Annotated in this window: 20 protein-coding genes; 12 read left to right on the top strand and 8 right to left on the bottom strand. The window is 34.5% G+C overall.

From position 1 onward, the window contains the following. Positions 1-185: 185 nt before the first annotated feature. From EG358_RS00530 to EG358_RS00475, 12 genes are all read left to right on the top strand, one after another. Positions 186-2327 carry a peptidylprolyl isomerase gene (locus EG358_RS00530; RefSeq protein ID WP_076562006.1) on the top strand — a complete coding sequence of 714 codons (2142 nt, stop codon included), beginning with the start codon at positions 186-188 and terminating at the stop codon, positions 2325-2327. A 129-nt stretch (positions 2328-2456) separates the two neighbouring features. Further along, on the top strand, positions 2457-3407 hold the full coding sequence (locus EG358_RS00525; protein WP_076562005.1) for an MlaD family protein: 951 nt from the start codon (positions 2457-2459) through the stop codon (positions 3405-3407). An 11-nt stretch (positions 3408-3418) separates the two neighbouring features. After that, the gene (locus tag EG358_RS00520) at positions 3419-4750 is read left to right on the top strand and encodes a (Fe-S)-binding protein (protein WP_076562004.1); all 1332 of its coding nucleotides are present in this window, start codon (positions 3419-3421) and stop codon (positions 4748-4750) included. A gap of 83 nt (positions 4751-4833) precedes the next feature. Continuing rightward, complete coding sequence (locus EG358_RS00515) at positions 4834-5619, top strand: (Fe-S)-binding protein (RefSeq protein WP_076562003.1); 786 nt, start codon at positions 4834-4836, stop codon at positions 5617-5619. A 33-nt stretch (positions 5620-5652) separates the two neighbouring features. Next, on the top strand, positions 5653-6783 hold the full coding sequence (locus EG358_RS00510) for a hypothetical protein (RefSeq protein WP_076562002.1): 1131 nt from the start codon (positions 5653-5655) through the stop codon (positions 6781-6783). Between the two features lie 24 nt (positions 6784-6807). After that, entirely contained in the window at positions 6808-7296 is a 489-nt protein-coding gene (locus EG358_RS00505; RefSeq protein WP_076562001.1) for a hypothetical protein, read from the top strand. Positions 7297-7376: 80 nt separating this feature from the next. Further along, positions 7377-8519, top strand: a complete 1143-nt coding sequence (locus EG358_RS00500; RefSeq protein WP_076562000.1) for a glycosyltransferase — start codon at positions 7377-7379, stop codon at positions 8517-8519. Beyond that, positions 8516-9778 (top strand): MATE family efflux transporter, encoded by a 1263-nt coding sequence (locus EG358_RS00495; protein ID WP_076561999.1) that lies wholly within the window; start codon positions 8516-8518, stop codon positions 9776-9778. Before EG358_RS00500 ends, EG358_RS00495 begins: the two co-directional genes overlap by 4 nt. A gap of 75 nt (positions 9779-9853) precedes the next feature. Next, positions 9854-11755, top strand: coding sequence for an asparagine synthase (glutamine-hydrolyzing) (gene asnB, locus EG358_RS00490; RefSeq protein WP_076561998.1), 1902 nt, complete (start codon positions 9854-9856; stop codon positions 11753-11755). Positions 11756-11789: 34 nt separating this feature from the next. Continuing rightward, a complete protein-coding gene (locus EG358_RS00485) occupies positions 11790-12296 on the top strand; it encodes a hypothetical protein (RefSeq protein ID WP_076561997.1) in 507 nt (168 codons plus the stop codon). A gap of 114 nt (positions 12297-12410) precedes the next feature. After that, a complete protein-coding gene (gene serS, locus EG358_RS00480; protein ID WP_076561996.1) occupies positions 12411-13679 on the top strand; it encodes a serine--tRNA ligase in 1269 nt (422 codons plus the stop codon). A gap of 134 nt (positions 13680-13813) precedes the next feature. Continuing rightward, complete coding sequence (locus EG358_RS00475; RefSeq protein ID WP_123889982.1) at positions 13814-14710, top strand: hypothetical protein; 897 nt, start codon at positions 13814-13816, stop codon at positions 14708-14710. 847 nt (positions 14711-15557) lie between these two features. On the opposite strand, the gene EG358_RS19560 is transcribed toward EG358_RS00475, so the two are convergent. The 8 genes from EG358_RS19560 to ccoS all read right to left on the bottom strand — a co-directional run bounded on the left by EG358_RS19560 (position 15558) and on the right by ccoS (position 22265). Then, the gene (locus EG358_RS19560; protein ID WP_159436394.1) at positions 15558-15704 is read right to left on the bottom strand and encodes a hypothetical protein; all 147 of its coding nucleotides are present in this window, start codon (positions 15702-15704) and stop codon (positions 15558-15560) included. A gap of 206 nt (positions 15705-15910) precedes the next feature. Next, positions 15911-16672, bottom strand: a complete 762-nt coding sequence (locus tag EG358_RS00470; RefSeq protein WP_076561994.1) for a sulfite exporter TauE/SafE family protein — start codon at positions 16670-16672, stop codon at positions 15911-15913. After that, entirely contained in the window at positions 16663-17115 is a 453-nt protein-coding gene (locus EG358_RS00465) for a FixH family protein (RefSeq protein WP_076561993.1), read from the bottom strand. The genes EG358_RS00470 and EG358_RS00465 overlap by 10 nt, the downstream gene beginning before the upstream one ends. Before the next feature lie 10 nt (positions 17116-17125). Next, entirely contained in the window at positions 17126-18580 is a 1455-nt protein-coding gene (gene ccoG / locus EG358_RS00460; protein ID WP_076561992.1) for a cytochrome c oxidase accessory protein CcoG, read from the bottom strand. A 94-nt stretch (positions 18581-18674) separates the two neighbouring features. Next, positions 18675-19553: a cbb3-type cytochrome c oxidase N-terminal domain-containing protein gene (locus tag EG358_RS00455; RefSeq protein ID WP_076561991.1), complete on the bottom strand. Its 879-nt coding sequence runs from the start codon at positions 19551-19553 to the stop codon at positions 18675-18677. A 10-nt stretch (positions 19554-19563) separates the two neighbouring features. Next, on the bottom strand, positions 19564-19761 hold the full coding sequence (locus EG358_RS00450; RefSeq protein ID WP_076561990.1) for a cbb3-type cytochrome oxidase subunit 3: 198 nt from the start codon (positions 19759-19761) through the stop codon (positions 19564-19566). A gap of 18 nt (positions 19762-19779) precedes the next feature. Then, on the bottom strand, positions 19780-22038 hold the full coding sequence (gene ccoN, locus EG358_RS00445; protein ID WP_076561989.1) for a cytochrome-c oxidase, cbb3-type subunit I: 2259 nt from the start codon (positions 22036-22038) through the stop codon (positions 19780-19782). Positions 22039-22043: 5 nt separating this feature from the next. Further along, the gene (gene ccoS / locus EG358_RS00440; RefSeq protein WP_076561988.1) at positions 22044-22265 is read right to left on the bottom strand and encodes a cbb3-type cytochrome oxidase assembly protein CcoS; all 222 of its coding nucleotides are present in this window, start codon (positions 22263-22265) and stop codon (positions 22044-22046) included. Between the last annotated feature and the right edge of the window lie 14 nt (positions 22266-22279).

Genomic DNA, 22279 nt, shown 5'->3' with positions numbered 1-22279 from the left:
GCAATATGTATGAACTGTGTATAAAGTTGACAATATTAATGCCATTTGTTAATCATCAAAAAATACGGTCAAAATTTCCATTTTAAGAGTATTTAAATTTTAAAAATTAAAAAAACGACTTATATTTCTGTAATTTCTTAAAAATGTGTATTTTCGCACACTGATATAAAAACTATATTTATAAAATGGCAATTTTAGGACAGATTAGGAGTAGACCTTGGCTTTTGATGGGAATGATCGCATTGGCGCTTTTAGCGTTTTTGGTAAACCCGGAAAGCCTTGATAAGGTTTTTGGTAAAAACCCTGATGTTTTAGGAAAAGTAAATGGTGAGAAAATTACTCGTGAAGAATTTAATGACCAGCTTTTCGTATTACAGCAGCAAGCGGATCAACAAGGGCAGCCGAAAAACGGTCTAGAAGAGCAGGCTTGGCAATTATTGGTACAATCGAAGCTGGTAAAACAGCAATTTGAAAAAATGGGCTTTGAAATGACAGATGATCTGTTTTGGAATCAGCTGCAGTTTGATCAAATGTTTGCGCAAAACCAACAGCTTTATGACGAAAAAGGGAATTTCAAGCTTCAGGAATTAAAAAAAGAAATTGAAACCTTACAGAATACAAACCCTGAAGGATACAACCAATGGTTGAAGACTAGAAAAACCATTGAGTACAGAATTATGGCAAGACAGGTATTCACCAATGTTTCTGCCGGAATCACCACAGGTAAAAAAGAAGCTGAAGAATTGATGAAAGAAAGAGATCAGCTTGCTGATATCGATTTTGTAAAAGTAGATTACGCATCATATCTTCAGAAAAATAAAATCAAAGTTACGACTGAAGATTTAGCAAATTATATCAAAGCGCATCCGGTACAGTTTAAAACTGAGCCAAGCAGAAATTTAGGAATTGCATTTTTCCCTTCTCAGCCAAGTCCGGCGGATGAAGCTGCAGTGCAAAAAGAAATTACTAAAATATTCTCAGGCGGTACTGATGCTAGTGATGGAAAAGAAAACTTCCAAAACACAACAAATGATTCTATGTTTGTAATGGCAAATTCAGATATGCCTTACAATAATGCTTATGTTCAGGCAAATCAAATGCCTCAAGCATTACAGGGAAAAATTGAAACTGCTGCAATCGGGCAGGTTTTCGGTCCTTACAAAGAGCAGAATCTTTATGTATTATCTAAATTAATTGATAAAAAACCTTCAGATTCTACATTGTCAAATCATATCTTGATCGCTTACAAAGGTGCTGAAAGATCTACGGCAACCAGAACTAAAGAAGAAGCAAAGAAAATTGCTGACAGCTTACTATCTGTCATTAAAGGTAATCCTGCAAAATTCGCTGAAGGCCTTAAACTTTCTGATGAGCCAGGTGCTGTTGAAAGAAAAGGTAGTGTGGGCTGGACGACTCCTCAAAGTCAGTTTGCTCCAGGATACTTGGCGTTTTTAGCAAATAATCCTAAAGGTTCTACAGGTCTGGCTGAGACTGAATTTGGTTATCATATCATCAATATTGATGATAAAAAAGCCGGAACGATGGGTTACAAAGTTGCTCATATCGTAAAAACAATCAAGCCTTCTGAAGCTACAGAAGCTGAGGTTGATAAAAAAGCAAGAAGATTTATCCAGCAAATTCAAGGGAAATCATTCAATGATTTTGTAAATATTGCTAAAAAATCAAACTATCAATATTCAAATGCTAAATCAGCAAAAAGATTTGACGGTCAGCTTCAAGGTTTAGGAACTGATAAAGACGGTGAAATCATCGCATGGGCTTTTGATAAGAAAAGAGAGAAAGGTGATACAGAGTTTTTCACTGTAGAAGGTACAGGAGATAAAGTAGTTGTTTACTTGAATGGAAAACAAAAAAAAGGTCTTGCTGATCCTGAATCTGTAAGAGATCAGATCGAAACAGTAGTTCAGAATAAATTGGCTGCAAAACAAATTTCTGATAAAATCGGAAAAGCAGGAAGTCTGGATCAGGTTGCTGCAAAATTTGCAACAACAAAACAGTCTGCGCAGGTTAATATGCTTAATCCTTCTGTAGCAGGAGCGATGGAACCTAAAGTTGCAGGTGCTGCGTTTGGTATTGCAAAAGGAAAAGTTTCAAACCCGATCGAAGGTGGTACCGGAGTTTATGTAATCGTTAAAAAGAGTGAAACGATCAATAAGCAACCTGGCGACATAAAACAATTTACAGAGTCTGTTACTCAGAGAAATGCAGGAATGTTTGGTCAGTCTTGGTTAAAGAGCTTACAAGACAATGCAGATATCGATGATTATAGAATTGAGATCTGGGGTAAACTTGGAAATCAACAGTAACATCCTGATTTAAAAAATAAAAAAGCGCCAAAATTATTTTGGCGCTTTTTTTGTATTTGACCCACTGCATTAGAGAGAAACATTAATTTAAAATGTGCTATATTTGCTACATTAGAAAAAATTTAACAAGTGAAATTCAGTAAAGAATTAAAGGCTGGTTTAATCGCACTTTTAGCCATTGTTGGCTTTGTGATTTTATTTCAGTTTATGAAAGGCAGAAGCCTTTTTACTACCGACAATATATTTTACGCAAAATATGATAATGTGGAAGGACTTACACAGTCTTCTCCGGTTTCCATTAATGGTCTCAAAGTAGGGCAGGTTGATAAAATCATCCCTCAGACAGGAAAAGATGGTAAATTGCACTTTGTTGTAAAAATCACCGTAGATGATAATTTTGAATTTTCAAAAAATTCAAATCTTGAGATTTTTGAACCTAGCTTAATGGGCGGTAAAGAAATGAGAGTCAATCTTTTTTACGGTGGTCCTACTGCAAAAGATGGTGATACTTTGAAAGGTGCATTCAAATTAGGAATGATGAACAGTCTTTCATCTCAGGTTGGTCCTGTGAAAGACCAGTTGCAGACTGTTTTGCATAGAGTAGATTCTTTGATGGCAAATGCCAATCAGGTGATGAATGCTCAAAACAGAGAAGAAATAAAAGTATTGCTTCATAATCTAAACAGAACCGTTGGTGCATTAGAAAATACAGCCGGAAGTGTAAACAGATTGGTTGGAAACAACGATCCTAAACTTCAGAAAGTTCTTGACGAAGCAAGTTTAACAATGCAAAGCGGTAAGACAACTTTAGACAAATACGGAAATCTTGCAGAAAGCATTGATACTAAACAATTGAATCAAACAATTGCCAACTTGGATCAAACTGTTGGAAAATTAAACGGTGTGATTTCAGGTATTGACAGAGGTGAAGGTAGCCTAGGGAAGATCATGAAAGATGATCAGTTGTACAACAATCTGAATTCTGCATCTACCAATCTGAATTCTTTGATTGAAGATATGAAGGCTAATCCTAAGAGATATATCAATTTCTCAGTTTTTGGTAAGAACAGTAAAGACTAAACCTCTACACTATGCAGTATCTTGATAATGTATTTTTCCTGATTTTACTTATTGCTGGTTTTGGGCTTTTCGGAAAAAGTCTTTATAAAATCTACAGAAACATCAGATTAGGAAGAGAAATAAACCGAAGTGACAGAAAAGCTGAGCGATGGGAAACTATGGCAAGAGTCGCAATGGGACAGAGCAGAATGGTAAAAAGACCTATTGCGGGCATTTTACACCTTTTTGTATATGTTGGTTTCGTAATTATTAATATTGAATTAATAGAAATTATTGTTGACGGGATCTTTGGAACTCATCGGTTCTTAGCAACAATTTTCGGACATACTTTCTATAATTTTTTCACAGCAACATTAGAAATTCTGGCCATTTTGGTGATCATTGGTGTTGTATTGTTTTTTATTAGAAGAAATTTCTACGGAGTTAAGCGATTAACGATGAAAGAGCTTTTCGGATGGCCAAAAAATGATGCCAACTGGATTTTGATTATTGAGTTTGCTTTAATGGTCGCTTTCTTCACAATGAATTCTTCCGACTTCATTTTACAGCAAAGAGGAGTTTTGGCAGCGCATGGAAGTTTTCCAATTAGTGAAATGACTTTAGTACCATTTTTAGAAATATTCAGCTTTGATACTGTTTTTCTAGAAATCGTTGAAAGAGGAGCTTGGTGGTTTCACTTTATAGGGATTTTGTTCTTTATGAATTACCTTTATTATTCTAAACATTTACATATTATCCTTGCTTTTCCGAGTACCTGGTACGCCAATCTCGATTTGTACGGAAAATTCAATAATCTTGAATCTGTTACCAAAGAAATAAAATTGATGATGGATCCTAATGCAGATCCTTACGCAGCTCCGGCTGAAGGTGCTGAAGAAGCTCCGTCGAAATTTGGTGCGGAAGATGTTTTTGATTTGAATCAGGTTCAGTTATTAAATGCCTATTCTTGTACTGAATGTGGAAGATGTACTTCTGTGTGCCCTGCAAATATTACAGGCAAAAAACTGTCTCCGAGATTGATTTTAATGAAGACCAGAGACCGTTTGGAAGAAGTGGGAAGAAACATCGACAAAAACGGGAAGTTTGAAGATGATGGTAAAAAGTTGTTGAACGATTACATCACAAAAGAAGAACTTTGGGCTTGTACTACTTGCAATGCATGTACTGAGGCTTGTCCGGTGCTTTTAGATCCACTTTCTATTATTTTCGAAATGAGAAGATTCTTGGTGATGGAGCAATCTGCAGCGCCACAGGAATTAAATCTGATGATGACCAATGTAGAAAACAATGCCGCTCCTTGGCAATACAATCAGGCTGACCGTCTGAACTGGGCAAAAGACTAATTAATCTAATAATGTAAAAATGTAACGAGGTAACAATCATTGGTAAACTGTTACACTGTTATATTGATAAATTTGAAACTGATATGGATTTCAATATAAAAACAATGGCGGAATACGCAATGGAAGGCAAATCTCCGGAAGTTCTCTTCTGGGTAGGTTGCGCTGGAAGTTTCGATGACAGAGCCAAAAAGATAACTAAAGCGTTCTGCAAAATTTTAAATAAAATAGGTGTAGAATTCGCTGTTTTAGGACAGGAAGAAAGCTGTACCGGTGATCCTGCTAAACGTGCCGGAAATGAATTTGTTTTCCAGATGATGGCAATGACGAACATTGAAGTTCTGAATGCTTATGAAGTAAAAAAAATCGTTACGGCTTGTCCGCACTGTTTCAATACGCTTAAAAATGAATATCCTAATTTAGGTGGAAACTATGAAGTTATTCATCACACACAGTTCTTAAAAGAGTTGATGAATGAAGGCAGACTGAAGATTGAAGGCGGAAGTTTTAAAGGAAAAAAAATCACATTCCACGATCCTTGTTATTTGGGTAGAGCCAATAATGAGTATGAAGCTCCGAGAATGCTTTTAGAAAAGTTGGATGCCGAATTAGTTGAAATGAAACGTTGCAAAACCAATGGTCTTTGCTGCGGTGCAGGTGGAGCACAGATGTTTAAAGAACCTGAAAAAGGGAAAAAAGATATCAATGTAGAAAGAACAGAAGAAGCGCTTTCTTTCGAGCCGAAGATCATTGCTACAGGTTGCCCGTTCTGTAATACCATGTTGACTGATGGTGTGAAACATTTTAATAAAAATAACGAAGTTGAAGTAAAAGATATCGTAGAACTTTTGGCTGAAGCTGAAGATTTGTAAATATATATTTCCAGAAAGGATAAATCTTGCGTTATGAAATTAAAATGGGGTTTATCCTTTCTTTTTTTTATTATAGGTTTAAGTTTTCTTACTTTTTCCTGCTATCAGAATAGGGTTTACGATTGGGATATGCCTGGATATTTAGGCAGCGTTTATTCCTGGGAATTTCCAGATGATGCAAAAAAAGTACAGGAAAAGGTGTATTCTGATATTGAAAAAGAGGCATCAAAAGCAGAATTTAATGACATCCTGCATTATAATCATGCTAACGAAGTTTTCTACGCAGATTATAAAGCCTTTGGCGAGCAATTGCCTTATTATAAGATTAAAATAGGTTTTAATGCCGCAGTATATGCGTTGTATAAACTAGGGTTTACGGGACCTCACTCGGTTCTTTTAGTCAATATTTTCTCCTACTTTATTTGTGGGTTATTGATGTTTTACGTTTTAAGGCTTTTATTTCCACAAAACTATTTTATTGCACCTTTACTTTCCCTTTTTGTTTTCTGGTTTCCTCCGGTAAGAGACATGGCTCAAAATCCGACACCGGATATGTTCGTTTTTGTCTTTCTAATGCTTTTTATCATTAGTCTGCTGCAAAAAAAATCTGAATTACTACAATTTATTTTCCTTCTTTGCTGTGTTTTGATCAGACCAGATTATGTGCTGTTTGCAATGAGCTATCTTTTTGTAGTTTTCGTTTTTCAATATTTCAAAGAAAATAAACAGATTAATTATAGTTTAATTCTTCAAGGATTTTCCATTGCTGTTATTTATATTGCGATCATTAAATATTACAATTATCCGGGCTGGAAAGACCTTTTCTATGACAGTTTCTTTTACAGAAGACCAGTAATTTCAGCTGAAAAAGCAGAGTTTACCTTTCAGAAGTACTTTGATTTTCTACTATTTAAATTGATCAACTTTAAAAGAATAACTTTGGCTTCAGTGATTTTAGTGGCATCAACTTTCTATTTTTCAAAAGATTGGTGGATCCGGATCTTGTCTTTACTGTTCTTTATCAATATTTATATCAAGTTTGTATTTTTCCCGGACAGTGCCAATTTGAGATTCTTTTTAGGCTTTGTGCTTCTTCTTTTTATTGTATTTCTGTATGCATTGAGCAAAAAATACAATGGTTTCCAACTCAGGAAAAATGCGTAATTTTACTCTTTAAATTTATTCAGAATGAAAATTGAAGAATCTAATATTGTTGAAGCAAACGATTACAGAGTTATTATATATCCCGCATCAAGACCTTTCACTACAAAAGAAGCCAAAGTAATTACAGAGAAATTATACGATTTCTTGGCAGGCTGGGCAGCCCACGGAAAACCGCTTTCGTCATCTTTTAAAATTGAAAAAAATCAGTTTATCGTTATCTGTGTAGACGAAGAAAAAGAAATGGCTTCAGGATGCAGCATCGATGCTTTAGGCAAAATAATGAGAGAGATCGATGAAGAATACCAGTTGGGATTATTCGACAGAATGAAAGCCAGCTTCGTAGAAAACGGAGAAGTAAAAACCTTAAAGCTTATCGATTTTAAAAACAAAATCAGAAGCGGAGAACTTTCAAAAGACATCGAAGTTTTTGATTTCTCAAAAAACACGTATTTAGAATTTTTAGGAAACTTTTTATTGCCTTTCAGCAAAAGTTGGGCAGTTACGATAAAATAATTCCTTAATGAAATAATGAAAATTCCTCTTGGTTTCTGATTCATAGAAACTGATGAGGAATTTTTTGAATACGCACTTCTATGCCAAAAATTCTATTCTTAACCACTGCACATAATTTTGATGATGACAGAATCTTTTTTCATCAGGCAAAAGAATTGGTTATAAATAATTTTGACGTTAAGATTTGTAGTTTAACAAGCTATTTTAAAGGGGAAATTGATGGTATTGAGATTGAGTCTTTTGATATTTTAAACGAATCTGTACAGACAAAAATTCAGAAATTTACGGAAGTCTGCAATTCTTTTCAGCCGGATTGTATCATTTGTTCTGAACCGATTGCCGTAATTGCGGCTAAAAAATTCAGTAAAACGAAAAAAGTAAGTATCGTTTACGATATCACAGAATGGTATCCTGCAATGTCGATGCTTCAGAATTACAATTTTCTGATGAAATGGGTTCATGGATTCAAATTTTTTCTGATTCAGCTGTACGCTGGTTTTTTAAGTACTTATTTTATCTTTGGTGAAGAAACTAAAAAGTTTCCATTGGCTTATTTTTTTCCTTTTAAAAAGAAAATCATCCTGCCGTATTATCCTCACGAACGATTCGTTTCTGAAAACATTAAGGAATTAAAGCCAAATGAAATAACGCTTTGTTACACAGGCGCAATTTCAGAAGATAAAGGAATCGGAAATTTTTTCAATGCAGTTGAAGAACTTCATAAAAGAAATCCTCAGTTAAATATCAAAATTTTGATTGTTGGTTCTACGAGAAAAATAGAGGACGAAATTTATTTCTCGGATATTCTTGCCCAATCTTCAGTCAAAAATATCGAAATCAGAAAACCGACTTCTTTCGAAGAATTTACAAAAGCTTTTGCTGATGCTGATATTTGTTTTGACTTAAGGAATTTTAATTTTGAAAATCATCATTCGCTGCCTATTAAACTTTTCTATTATATCGGAGCGGGAAAACCCATTATCTATTCAGATTTAAAAGGAATCAGAAAGCATATTGATGTTTCTGATTTTGGATATTTGGTGAATCCAAATTATTCTAAAAAGATTGCAGATTATATTGAAGCTTATCTTAACGAACCAAAACTTTATCATCTTCATGCAGCCAATGCCAGAAAAGAGTTTATGCAAAATTACAATTGGAATGTCATCAAGAATTCTTTTGTTAACTTTATCAAAAATTCTTTACCAAAAAACAATCCATGAAGCAGCTTAAAGTTGTTCAGACTTTTATTTCGAGGTTCTTAATTTTGATTTTGAGCTTTGGTCTGGTCATCTTTTCTACCAACATGTGGGGAAGTGAAGGAAAAGGCACGATCTCAATTGTCATTGCCAATGTAGCTCTGGTAAGTTTTTTTAGCAGTATTTTTTCCGGAAGCAGCACATCTTATTTCGCAAGAAAATTTAAGGTAGAGCAGGTTCTGGTTTACTCTTATCTCTGGTCGCTCATTGTAGGAACTGCGGTTCCTTTGATATTCAGTTTTGCGGCCATTCAGAATGAGTTTCTATATTATTTGATTGGTATTTCTGTTTTTTCATCACTTTTATCAACCAATATTAGTCTGTTTATTGGGACGCAGAATATTCGGTTTTTCAATATTTATACTGTTTTACAGCAGTTTTTTCATGTTTTATTTATCGCAATTTTGATTTATATAGTTAAGCTGAAAGATGTTTCGGTTTACTTTTTAGCTCAGATTTTCTGCTTAGCATTTCTGTTTTTGACGAGTCTTATTCTAATCCTGAAGAAATGTAAATTTTCAGAATTTTCATTTTCAAAATTTGTATTCATCAATATGTTCGAATACGGTTGGAAAACTCAGTTGAGTGCATTCATTCAGTTTTTAAACTATAGGCTTTCTTTTTATTTTTTAGAATACTTTGAAGGAATTGCTGTTGTCGGAATCTTTTCTATCGGAATCACATTTTCAGAAGCAATATGGACGATCACAAGAAGTATTGCGGTCGTTCTCTATTCTGATGTTGTAAACAGTGAGAATAGGGAAGAATCTATTGTTAAAACCAAGTCTTCGTTAAAACTTTCATTCACATTAATGCTTGTTTTTGTCTTAGGAATTCTGATTATTCCGGACTTTGTGTATCCTTTTATTTTTGGAAAAGAATTTAATGAAACCAAACTCATTATGCTTTTATTAGCTCCTGGAATTTTAGCAATTGCAGTAAGCGATATGATCGGTTATTATTTTTCAGGAATTAAAGAGTTGAAAATATTAAATATAAAATCGATTGTAGGATTATTTATAACGGTTATTTTTTCATTTTTTGCTATTCCAAAATGGGGAATTTGGGGAGCTTGTTTTGTAACGACCTTATCTTACGTAGTTTCTGCAACGATATTATTCTGGAAATTTTATCAGTCTACCGAATTTAAAATAAAAGATTACATCATTTCTAAAGATGAAATTAATACGTTGATTAAAACTTTTTCTAAAAAAGGTCATTGATGTTTTCTTGGTTAGAATTAATGTAACGTACTAAAATCAAATCCTTATTTTTACCAATCGAAAAAGTTTTAAAATATGTGCGGCATCTGCGGTTATTATTCATTCAGGAAAGAAATTTCGTCTAAAAATATTTTAGAGATGAATAATGCAATTCGTCACCGCGGGCCGGATGATGAAGGTTTCTGGATTTCTGATGGTTTTTATGGTAAATCTTTCTCTGGAAAAGATTCAATACAAAAAATTAAAGAAACTTTTCCTGTTTTAAATGAATTTTCTTCAAAAATTGCTTTAGGTTTTCGCAGACTTTCCATTTTAGATTTATCTGAAAAAGGTCATCAACCGATGCTTTCAGATAATGATAAAATTACGATTACATTCAATGGAGAGATTTATAATTTTAAAAAACTCCGCAAAGAGCTTGAAATTTTAGGTTATCATTTTAAAAGCAATTCAGATACAGAAGTTATTTTAAAATCGTACGAAGAGTGGGGAACGGAAATGTTTTCCCGATTTGACGGTATGTTTGCCATTGCTTTAGTCGATTTAGAAAAACAAAAGTTGATTCTTGGAAGAGATAGAGTAGGTTTAAAGCCTTTGTTTTATTTTAAAAATGAAAATGTTTTAGTTTGGGCTTCCGAAATAAAATCTATTCTGAAAAATGAATACATCAAGCCAGAAATCAATTGGAATGGAGTTTACACTAATTTTCTTTTTCAAACCACGTTAGCGCCGGAGACGTGTTTTCAAAATATATTTTCATTAGATCCTGCTTCTTTCTTAGTTTTAGATTTAAATGATTTCTCAATATCAAAACAACTTTATTGGAATTTTCCGACTAAAAAAATAGAAAATATTACGGCAGAAGAAGCGGCTGCAAAAGTAGATGGTTTACTTGCTGAAAGTATTAAAGAACAGCTTTTTGCTGACGTTCCGGTCACAAGTATGATGAGTGGCGGAATAGATTCAACCTTGATTACTGCGAAAGCTAAACCATTCAAAAGTGACATCAACGCATTTACCATTTCTTATCAATTTTCGGAAAGCGAAGTGAAAAATGCTTCTTTAATGGCTGAAAAAATTGATATTCAGCATGATGTGAAAAAAGTTTCTGATGAAGAGATTTTAAACCAATTAAAAGAAAATGTTCAGCATTTTGAAGAACCATACAGCAGTCTTGAAGTCCTGATGAACGCTGCAGAATTTGCAAAGAATAAAGGATTTAAAGTTGTCTTAAGCGGAAATGGAGCCGATGAGCTTTTTGCGGGATATTCTCATTCTATAAAGCTTAATAAATGGCTTTCGATGAGAAAGTTTAATGCGGTCCGCCATTTTATTTTTACCAATGATGATTTTTCAAGAAAAGTAAAAAATTATTTTTCTCAGGACGATATGCTTGATTTTTTCAGACAAAGTCAGGTTGGTATGAAACCTTTTGAGGCTAAAAGCATTTTTTCTGATGTTGTTTTTAATACAATTAAAACGAATTTAAAAGATAAAAAATTATCTGAAACCAAAGATTATCAAGGTCTTTTTGAGTATGATATGAAATATTCACTTTCTTCACACCATGTTTTCAGAGATGATTTGAGTGCAATGAAATATGGTGTTGAATTTCGTTATCCTTATTTGAGCAACGATTTGATTGATTATGTTTCCTCTTTACCTGAGAAATTACGATACAACGGAATTAAGAATAAACCACTTTTAAGGAAAGTTGCAGACCAATATCTTCCTGCAGAAATTCTGAAAATGCCAAAGCGTGGATTTTCTTTTCCACTTGCTCATTTTATTAAAACCGAGCCGAAAGTAAGAGAATTTATTCTTGAAAATCTGAATAGCTTAAAAAAGAGAAATTTCTTCAAGCCAGAAATTATTGATCAATGGTGGAACAATGAAAAAAACGAGTACGATTGTGTGAAAATCTGGCAATTGGTGACTTTTGAGCTTTGGTATCAGAAATATTTTGAAAATCAATAAACTTATTTTTCATTAATATTTTATCTTTGTAAGAATGAAGAAAATATTTCTTGTTTTAACGCTTATCAGTCTCACTCTTCTCAGTTGCGGAAGTGATGAAGATTCTCTGCAGAAAATAGATCAGCTTTTAAGTATTTATATCAAAGATTCATCAGGAAATGACCTCTTGAAACCGACAGAAATAGGTTCTTATACCGGGGTTTCTTTTATTGATGAACTGGCAGAAAAAGATAATGTGAATGTAAGCTATAATCGTAAGATGCTTGCTGATTCCACTTACTATCTGGAGTATCTTGCAGGAGCAACAAGACAGTTTGTAGAAGATGATTCGGATGGAAATAAAATTTATAGATCTGAAATTCAGGTTTCTTTGACCAAGAAGATATCCGAAACGCAGAATGCTCCTGTAGTTGAAGATAAGCTCGAAATATTTTATCGTTCGTCACCAACTGTTTTTGAAGTTTCGAGAGTACTTTATAACAACCAATTGGTGTTTACAAAAGTTCCCGACCAGCCAAATGTGGCAACAGTCATAAAATAATCTTAAATTTGCATAATTGCGGGATGTGTGATGCAGGATGATGGAAGTTATCAAAAAGCTTCTTCATCAAATTTAGCATTAAACACCCATCATCAAACACCCAACAACTAACTTATGTTACAGGTTAATTTTTTGCGCGACAATAAAGAACGCGTTTTAGAAGGTCTTAAGAAAAGACAATTCAAGAATCTTGAATTGGTAGACGAGGCTATCGTTACCGATGAAGAAAGAAAAAAAATTCAGTTTGAATTAGATTCTCAACTTTCAGAGATCAATAAAATCTCCAAAGAAATTGGTATTTTAATGAAAGAAGGAAAAAGAGAAGAAGCTGAAGCATCCAAATCTAAAACAGCACAGTTCAAAGAGTCGAGTAAAGAATTACAGTTACAGCTTGAAGGCATTGAGAAATCTTTGCTTACTATTTTGTATCAGATTCCAAACGTTCCTTACGAATTGGTAAAGGCTGGTGTTTCTGCAGATGATAACGAAATTATTTATCAGTCTCATGATGTGGAAGGTTTAGGAGAAGGTGCGATTCCTCACTGGGAACTGGCAAAAAAATACAACCTGATCGATTTTGAATTGGGAGTAAAAATCGCCGGAGCCGGTTTTCCTGTGTATTTTGGGAAAGGAGCGAGGCTTCAGAGAGCTTTGGTTCAATATTTCTTAGATAAAAATACGGATGCAGGTTATCTTGAAGTTAATCCTCCGCATGTTGTGAATGAAGCTTCAGGTTACGGAACTGGGCAATTGCCGGATAAAGAAGGGCAGATGTATTACATCAATGCAGATGATTTATATCTGATTCCAACAGCGGAAGTTCCGGTGACGAATTTATACCGTGATGTTTTGTTGGACGAAAAAGATCTTCCAATTAAAAACACAGCATTTTCACAATGCTACAGAAGGGAAGCGGGAAGTTACGGAGCTCACGTAAGAGGTTTGAACCGTCTTCACCAATTTGAAAAAGTAGAAATTGTAAGATTAGAGAAACCTGAGAATTCTTATGCTGTTTTGGAAGAAATGGTAGAACATATCAAGTCTATTTTAGAAGATCTTGAGTTGCCATACAGAGTATTAAGACTTTGTGGTGGTGATACAGGTTTTGCCGCTGCAATGACTTATGATTTTGAAGTTTGGAGTGCCGCTCAGGAAAAATGGTTGGAAGTAAGTTCAGTTTCTAATTTTGAAACTTTCCAGGCAAACCGATTGAAGTGTCGTTACAAAGCAGACGGAAAATCTCAGTTAGTGCATACGTTAAATGGTTCTGCAATGGCTTTGCCAAGAATTATGGCAGCTTTGCTTGAAAATAATCAGACAGCAGAAGGAATTAAACTTCCTAAGAAAATCGCTGAATATGCGAGATTTGAATTGATTAATTAAAATTTAGAATTTATTTTATATAATGAAACCACCGAATTTCGGTGGCTTTTTTTTGGTGAAATGTATGTTGTTGATTTTCAATATTAATTCTTTTTTTATTGAAAAAAATAAGTACTTTAGTCACAAATTTTTAAATGATGAAATACAAATTTTTATTTTTTACCTTAATGGTAATGATTCTTAATTCATGTGGCGGAAGTGATTCTGATGATTCTACATTTATCAATGTTTCAAATCCTATTCCTTCGACACCTCCAAAAACAATCAGTTTACGTACAACAACAGAAATATTTCCAACGACGGCAATATTCAGAGGTAATATTGTACAACAAGATGGACAAGGTGAAACACCTGGTTTTGTGTATGCAACGACACCCAACCCTACAGTTATCAACAATGCTTCTGTGACAACTATCGCACAAGGTCCTACAAACTTTGAGGTAAAGTCTGGAACGTTACAACCAAATACAACATATTATGTGAGAGGGTTCATAAAAACAGGTGAAGGTATTTATACATACACTGCGGAAACAAGTTTTAAAACAACTGGTTATTTCGGACCAGGTGGAGGATACGTAGGTTACGACAAAGGAGAAATCACTGATGGTTGGAGATATATGGAAATTCACCCTCAAGGTGCTTATTATGGAACGTCTGCACAAGGGGCAAGATGGGGAGATCTTAATTTGTTTATTTCTGGAACTTATCCTGATTTTGGTAAAGGTCTGGAGAATTCAATAATAATTGCTGCTAATAATCCGGGAGTTAACTGTGCTGCAAAAGTTTGTTTAGATCTTGTAAGAAATGGAATGTCTGATTGGTATTTACCATCAAGTCAGGAATTACTTATCCTTTCACAAGAGCTTAAAAAAGCTAATATATCAATAAATGGTTATGGTAGCGGTTGGACATCTACTCAGAAATCTGATATTTCGGCATTTGATGTAAAATACGAACTATCTGGTAATATTCAAATTTCTGATTTGGTAAAGTCAAGTGATATGAAAGTTTATCCAGCTAGGAGATATTAAATTTGATTGATGATTTTTAATAAATATAAAAGCTGTCTAATATGGGTAGCTTTTATTCTATACGATTGAATTAATTTTTATATGCGTGACGTTGAAAATTTATACTGGTAACTTTAATAAAGCAGATGCATGCTATTTTTAAATGAGAAGTATAATTTTATTATCCTTCCCTTTCTACTTCAACGTCCAAGCTACAAAATTATTCATCACTTCTTCCCAATGTGGTTTTTCGTGATTGACTTTTCCGTTTTCCACTTTAAAGAAATTGTGTTTGAAATTTAAATATCTTTTCAGTGTAAGGTTGTTGTTGTTTTCTCTGATGAAATAAAGCGGAACGATGTCGTTTAAATCACTTGCAATATCATGAGTTCCGTAGGCTAAATAAATTGGTTTTTTTGAATTGTAACCAATCGTTTAATAAAGGTACTGAGAAAGATTTCCAGGCAAGAAGTTCTGGTCTTTGTGCTAACTTTTTTGGGTTGTACGCATCTCTGAACATTTGATATTCCTCTTCAATTCCTTTATTGGCCTCTTCCCAAGAGATTTGTTTTTTTTCTGCATTTTTTCGATACGCTCTGATGCTCTGATCAATTCTTCCAAATGGATTTGCTGAAAATAATCCCAGTTTAGAAACATTTTTATTAGCAACCGCAACTTTAGTCGCAACTTTCGAACCTTGAGAAGAACCCGCAACAATTAATTGCGAATGGTCTACCCATTTTGCTTATTTAAAAATTTGAGAACTTTTTGAGCGCGATTTGCGTAATTTTCTAAATAATCTGCTTTTTGGAACTCTAAAGTGGGCTGATTTTCATTTTTAGAATTACCATAATACCAATAAGATTCATTAATATCTTTTTTCGTCAGTTATTAAAGGTGTTTTAGGCATTGAAATGATAACCAAGTGATAATTTTTTACAATATTGGCAATGTCAAAATTGGTAATTCCGCCTCCAATTAGCCAAAGTCCTTCTTCTTTCGAATTGACATACATTGGATAGGGTAAAGACCCTTGGCACCATAAGAATACCGGTTTTTTATGATCTAATTTTGTGTCATAGACAATAATTCTATAGGATCATTTTTATCTGAAATCTCGAAAGCTATAGATTGATTATTAATTATTTTTCCTTGTTGAGAGAGAAAAAAATGAGACAGAATTATAAATAAAAAACTAAATGTATGTTTCATAATGATTAATTAATGACACGTTACCGCATTATGTTTATGATTAGGATCTGTATTGTGACAATTCACATCATGTTCCGGAGAAACTTTCATTGCTTCCGATGGCGGAGAGATGTAAGGGATTCCAAGTTCAAGGCCTCGTAGAATAAACAATCCACCAAGGATAATCATTACAACAGGAATTGCTTTTAAAATTTTAGTTCTAAATGCCTGATTCATCAGATTTCCGACTAAGACGACAGTAAACATAAATGGAAGTGTACCCAATCCAAATAATGCCATAAAAGAAGCGCCCTGCCAAATTCCGCCACTTGCAAGACTTGCCGTTAAAGCCATATAGACCATTCCGCATGGTAAAAATCCATTCAGAATACCTGTGGTGAATCTTGAGCGGTAATCTGCTTTCTGAAGCAGTTTTCCAAGGTTTGATTTAACTTTAAAAAGAAATTTGGAAATAAAAGGAATTTTTGAAGCAAAATCTTTTCCACCAAATGAAAATAATGCCATGATGATCAGCAAAACCCCCACTCCGATGGTAAGATATTGCTGAAAGCCTGCCATCTCAAATCCCTGACCTACAATTCCCAGAATTGCACCTAAAAAAGCATAAGTGACAATTCTCCCGAACTGATACGTGAGATTTTGAAGATAGTAATTCGTAGCCTGCTTTTTGGTTAAACCCATTGATAACGCTATGGGACCGCACATTCCGATACAGTGAAAACCGGATGCGAAGCCTAAACCAATTGCAGATATGATCAATGCTATTTCCATATCACGTCATAATCGAGTCTGTAGTCGATTTTATCTTTTATCCAATGGAGTCTTAAAGTATAATTACCATTTTTCAAAACCGAAGCAGGAATAACGAATGCCCGATTTGCATCTAGCTTAACCGTCTTTTTAACATCCAGATTTTGATCATCAGATCTGTTTAAGACAAAACTTACCACAGAATTTGAGTTGTCGATACCTTCTGGAAAGGTCAATTTAATTCCTTCAGCGGATTGAGAATACGCCGGTTTTTCTTCAAGTAAGTCTGCTCTTTTCTTAGCATCAATTACAGACTGGTAAAGAAGTTCTTCTTCATAATATTTGTCGGTCACCATTTCAGAGTTTTTCTGTCCGTTTGGAAAAAGAAAAATCATTGATAAAATAAATATAATAAATGAGGCTAGAGCTAAAAAAATACCGTGTCCCCAAGTGAAATTTTTCATAATTTAAAATTTAAAACTGTAATTTAAAAGGTCCTTCGAAATACGTTTGATAAGAATCGATCAATTTTCCTTTCATATCATAAACGCCGATAGTGATGTTTTGTTTAGACAGATTCATTTCCGATTCCGGAAAGCTGATGTTGATCGTCCCTTTAGAAATCTTGTCACGTTCTACAGTAATTTTGCTCGATGCGCTGTACCCTACTTCTGCATGAGCAGGCTCGATTACTTTGATCGTAACAATTTTTTTGTCGTTTGTTTTATTAAGGAAAGTATAGTTGTATGTATTGAGTATTTTCCCGTCTTTTACAAAGAAGGTACTTCCCGCAGGTTTAATGAATTTTGCTTCCATCTCGCCACGACTTGAGAGTAAATATCCTAAAAATCCTACCAATAAGACCAAAACGACTGCAAAGCCTTTCATTCTTCCGGTAAATTTGTACGGAGCGCCGGTTTCTATTTCCTTTTCAGATGCATAACGCACCAAACCCTTCGGTAAACCAACTTTTTCCATCACTTCGTCACAAGCATCGATACATGCCGTACAGTTTACACATTCCAGCTGTTGCCCGTCTCTGATATCAATTCCGGTAGGGCAAACTACCACACACTGATAACAATCGATGCAATCTCCTTTTCCTGCTGCTTTTCGGTCTTCACCTTTTCTCCATTTAGAACGGTTTTCACCTCTTTTATAATCGTAAAATACATTGATGGTTTCCTTGTCAATTAAAACACCCTGTAATCTTCCGTAGGGACAAACCAGTGTACAAACCTGCTCTCTGAACCATGCAAACACAAAGTAAAAAGCAGCCGTAAACAGAATCATCACCATAAAGTTGGTAGGATGAGTAAATGGCCCTTCTGAAATAATGTTTAATACCTGCTCATATCCTACAATATACATGAACATAAAGTGGGTAATGATTAAAGAAATTATTATGTAAACCGCCCACTTTAAACTTCTTTTCCAGATTTTTTCTGTATTCCACTCCTGTCTGTCAAGCTTCATTTGCTTATTACGATCTCCTTCAATCAGGTATTCTATTTTACGAAAGACAGATTCCAAAAAAATTGTCTGAGGACAAATCCACCCGCAGAAAATTCTTCCGAATGCAATCGTAAAAATAATAATGAAAATAAGAGATGCAATAGCGCCTAGTGTAAGGATAAAAAAATCTTGCGGATAAAATGGCTGTCCTGCAATAAAAAATTCTCTATCGATAACGTTAAATAAAAAGAACGGATTTCCATTGATTTTAATAAACGGAATGGCAAAATATACAATTAGCAGCGTATAACTTACGAGGTTTCTGTAATTGGTGTATTTACCTTTTGGTTTTTTTGGAAAAACCCATTTTCTTTTCCCGGATTGTTCCATTGTGCCTATAGAATCTCTATAGGTCTCAGGGTCTAAAACCTGCCCCTGTCCACCGCGAGCGATGTCTTCATCTATTTTTGACATTTATATTAGGTTTTAAAAAACGAAAAAACATAATTCGTTACTATTTTTATCTAATAACAAATTATGTTTTTCATATGCTTTATATTTTTTTTAATTACTGTTTTTCCCAATGAGCTTCATCACCGTATGGTGGTGCGCCTCCTTCTTTAGGTGTAATTGGTTTTTTTAGCTGGTTGATAGAGTAAACATACGCTGCTACTTTTTCAATATCACCTCCTGGAAGAACTCCATTTTTGCCCCAAGCCTGCATTGCTGTTCCTGTAACACCATTTTCAACTACGTGAAATACGTTTTTGAATAATGTTTTCTCAGGTTGGTTATGCCAGAAATTATCTGTAAGGTTTGGTCCGATACCTCCCTTACCACCATCTGAGTGACAAGATACACAGTTGGTTTTGAAAATTTCTTCACCTGCCGCAATATTATCTTCAGAGAAAACTGCCGATTCTATTGTTACTGGTGGTTGATCTGCAAGATATTTTGCAATTGCAGCTTCTTGTTCTTTATATTCTTTATCGTATTCGCTTATTGGGTGTGCAAAATCTGTAAAAGCATAAGCACAAATATAAACGATACAGAATACAGTTCCGAAATAGAATAGACCTAACCACCATTTTGGTAATTGATTATCTAATTCCATAATTCCATCGAAACCATGGTCGATAAGAATATCTTTTTCGTGAGTGTCTGATTGCTTTTTGAAAGCTGCATCATATTGTCTTCTAAGAAAAGGAATTTTCTTTTCATTTAAATAAGCAGATTTCTCTTCAGCCGTTAATTTTTTAAATTTATTGTTCTCAATCAAATCTCCGATAGCGCTGTGAATGTATGCCAAAATAGCACTGATCACAACAGTTCCCCAGAAATATGGTGAAGCTAAAAACGAGTAGCTCTGAACAAATAAATAATAAAATATTACTAATAATACTGTTATTATTAAAATGTTTACAACAACCGGTGTTCTTTGTCTCATAATAAATAGTTTAATTTTTTAAATTAAAATCATCTTCGTCATCCCCAAGTGGAGCGTGCTCTTCTTCTTTGTAATATTTTTTAGGCCTGCTAAAAACATAGATTATCAAAGCTATGAAAAACAACATAAAGAAAATCAGAGCCAATGTTTGATACAAACCTGCATTTTCAGTATTGGATAATATATCTTTAAAATTTTGAGGAATCATAGTAAGCTTTTAATATTATTAGTTACTAGCTGTTTTTATTTCTGTCGTTTTAATGTCTGTACCTAATCTCTGAAGATAAGCGATAAGAGCGATAATCTCTTTTTTCTCTAGTTCTCCCTGTGGTCTTTTAGCATAAGCTTCTTTAAGGTCAGCTGCCTCTACAAAGATATCTTTTACAATTTTCGCAGCCTGATTATCTGCCCATTTATCTGCAGTATCAATCTGAGCTTTTGTATAAGGTACATCGTAGGTGTTTTTCATAAACTTGATTTTGTCTACCATTTGAGAACGGTCAAGGTTATTTGAAATCAACCAAGGGTAACGTGGCATAATAGAACCTGCAGACGTTTGTCTTGGGTTGTACATATGCTTATAGTGCCAAGAACTTGGGTTTTTACCACCTTCTCTATGCAAATCTGGTCCAGTTCTTTTCGATCCCCAAAGGAAAGGTCTGTCGTAAACAAATTCTCCAGCTTTAGAGTACTGTCCGTTTTTACCGTTAAATCTTACGATCTCATCTCTGAATGGTCTTACCATTTGTGAGTGACAAGCGTTACAACCTTCACGGATATATAAATCTCTACCTTCTAATTCTAATGGTGAATAAGGTTTCACCGCAGAAATTGTAGGTACACTTTTCTTTAATGATAAAGTAGGAATGATTTCTACCATACTACCTATAGAAATGGTAAGTAATGCTAAAACTGTCATCAAGATTGGCATTCTTTCTAGCCAAAGGTGAAGACCTTCTCCTTCTTTACGTCTGTTGCTGATGTTAGCCAAAGCAGGTGCTTCTGCAGGAACTTCTTTTTGGAAAGATCCTTTTTTGATTGTCATGTAAACATTCACCACCATTAAAAGACCTCCTGATAGATAGAATAATCCACCTACGAATCTCATTTTAAAGTAAGGAATAATTGCGGTAACGGTATCTAGCCAGTTTTTCCACAATAAAGTTCCGTCCGGATTAAATTGTTTCCACATCAAACCTTGCGTAAATCCAGCGATATACATTGGTACAGCATAGAAAATAATTCCTAAAGTACCCAACCAGAAATGCCAATTCGCTAATTTTACAGACCACATTTTGGTTCTCCACATGATCGGTACCAAATAATAGATAACACCGAATGCCATGAAACCATTCCATCCTAATGCTCCTAAATGTACGTGACCGATAACCCAGTCTGTAAAGTGACCAATTTTATTGATATTTTTTGTTGCCAAAAGAGGTCCTTCAAATGTTGCCATACCATAACAGGTAACAGCAACTACGAAGAATTTCAAAATAGGATTTTCTCTTACTTTATCCCAAGCTCCTCTTAAGGTAAGAAGACCGTTTAGCATACCTCCCCAAGATGGCGCAATAAGCATGATCGAGAAACCAGTTCCCACTGCTTGAGCCCATGCTGGTAAAGCAGTATACTGAAGGTGGTGAGGACCAGCCCAGATATATACGAAAATCAATGACCAAAAGTGAATGATTGATAGTTTGTATGAAAATACAGGTCTGTCAGCAGCTTTAGGTAAGAAATAATACATTAAACCTAAAACCGGAGTCGTCAATACGAATGCTACCGCATTGTGACCATACCACCATTGTACGATGGCATCTTTTGCTCCTGCATAAGCTGAATATGATTTCCAGCCAGAGAACGTTAAAGGTACTTCTAAGTTGTTGAATATGTGAAGCATCGCTACAGCAACCCAAGTTCCAAGATAGAACCAAATGGCTACGTAAAGGTGTCTTACTCTTCTTTTTGCAATCGTTAAAATCATATTCGCTCCGAAAATGATCCACGAAACTGCGATTAATATATCGATTGGCCACTCGTGCTCAGCATATTCTTTTGAGGTGTTGATCCCCATAAAGAATGTGATAAACGTAGCAACGATCATAAATTGCCATGTCCAAAAATGAATCCACGATAAAGTATCGCTGTACATTCTTGTTTTTAATAATCTTTGAGTAGAGTAATAAACCCCCACATAAACGATATTACATACGAATGCAAAAATTACCGTATTGGTGTGTAACATTCTTATTCTACCAAACCCTAACGCACCGTTGGTATTAATTAACCCTTGTATGTTTCCTGATGCAAGACTGTTGATTGTTGTATCGTCAGTTCCAAACAAAAACTCAGGAAGCTCAGGATAGAAAAGCATCAATGCTGCCGTAAGTCCAAATACGAAACCTATAATTCCAAAAACTATGGTCGCGTATAGGAATGCACGAACAATACTGTTGTCATAACTAAACTTTTGTGTCTCCATATTAACTATTCACTTTTTTCTTCAAATTTATTATTATCTCCTTTTTCCTTATCGTTTTTGTTGCCAGGTTCTTCTTTTTCCTTTACTTCACCGGAATCAAAAAGTATTCGTACAGCTGGAGACTCGTCGTCCTCAAACTGCCCTTTTCTGGCGAAAACTATAAATACGACCAGAAAAACTACAGCCAAAGAAACGCTGCATAAGATCATTAAATATAGAATATCCATTTGACAACAAAATT

It is taken from the genome of Chryseobacterium indoltheticum (genome assembly GCF_003815915.1).
GTDB classification, from domain to species: Bacteria; Bacteroidota; Bacteroidia; order Flavobacteriales; family Weeksellaceae; genus Chryseobacterium; species Chryseobacterium indoltheticum.
This window is presented reverse-complemented; position numbering and strand designations above follow the sequence as displayed.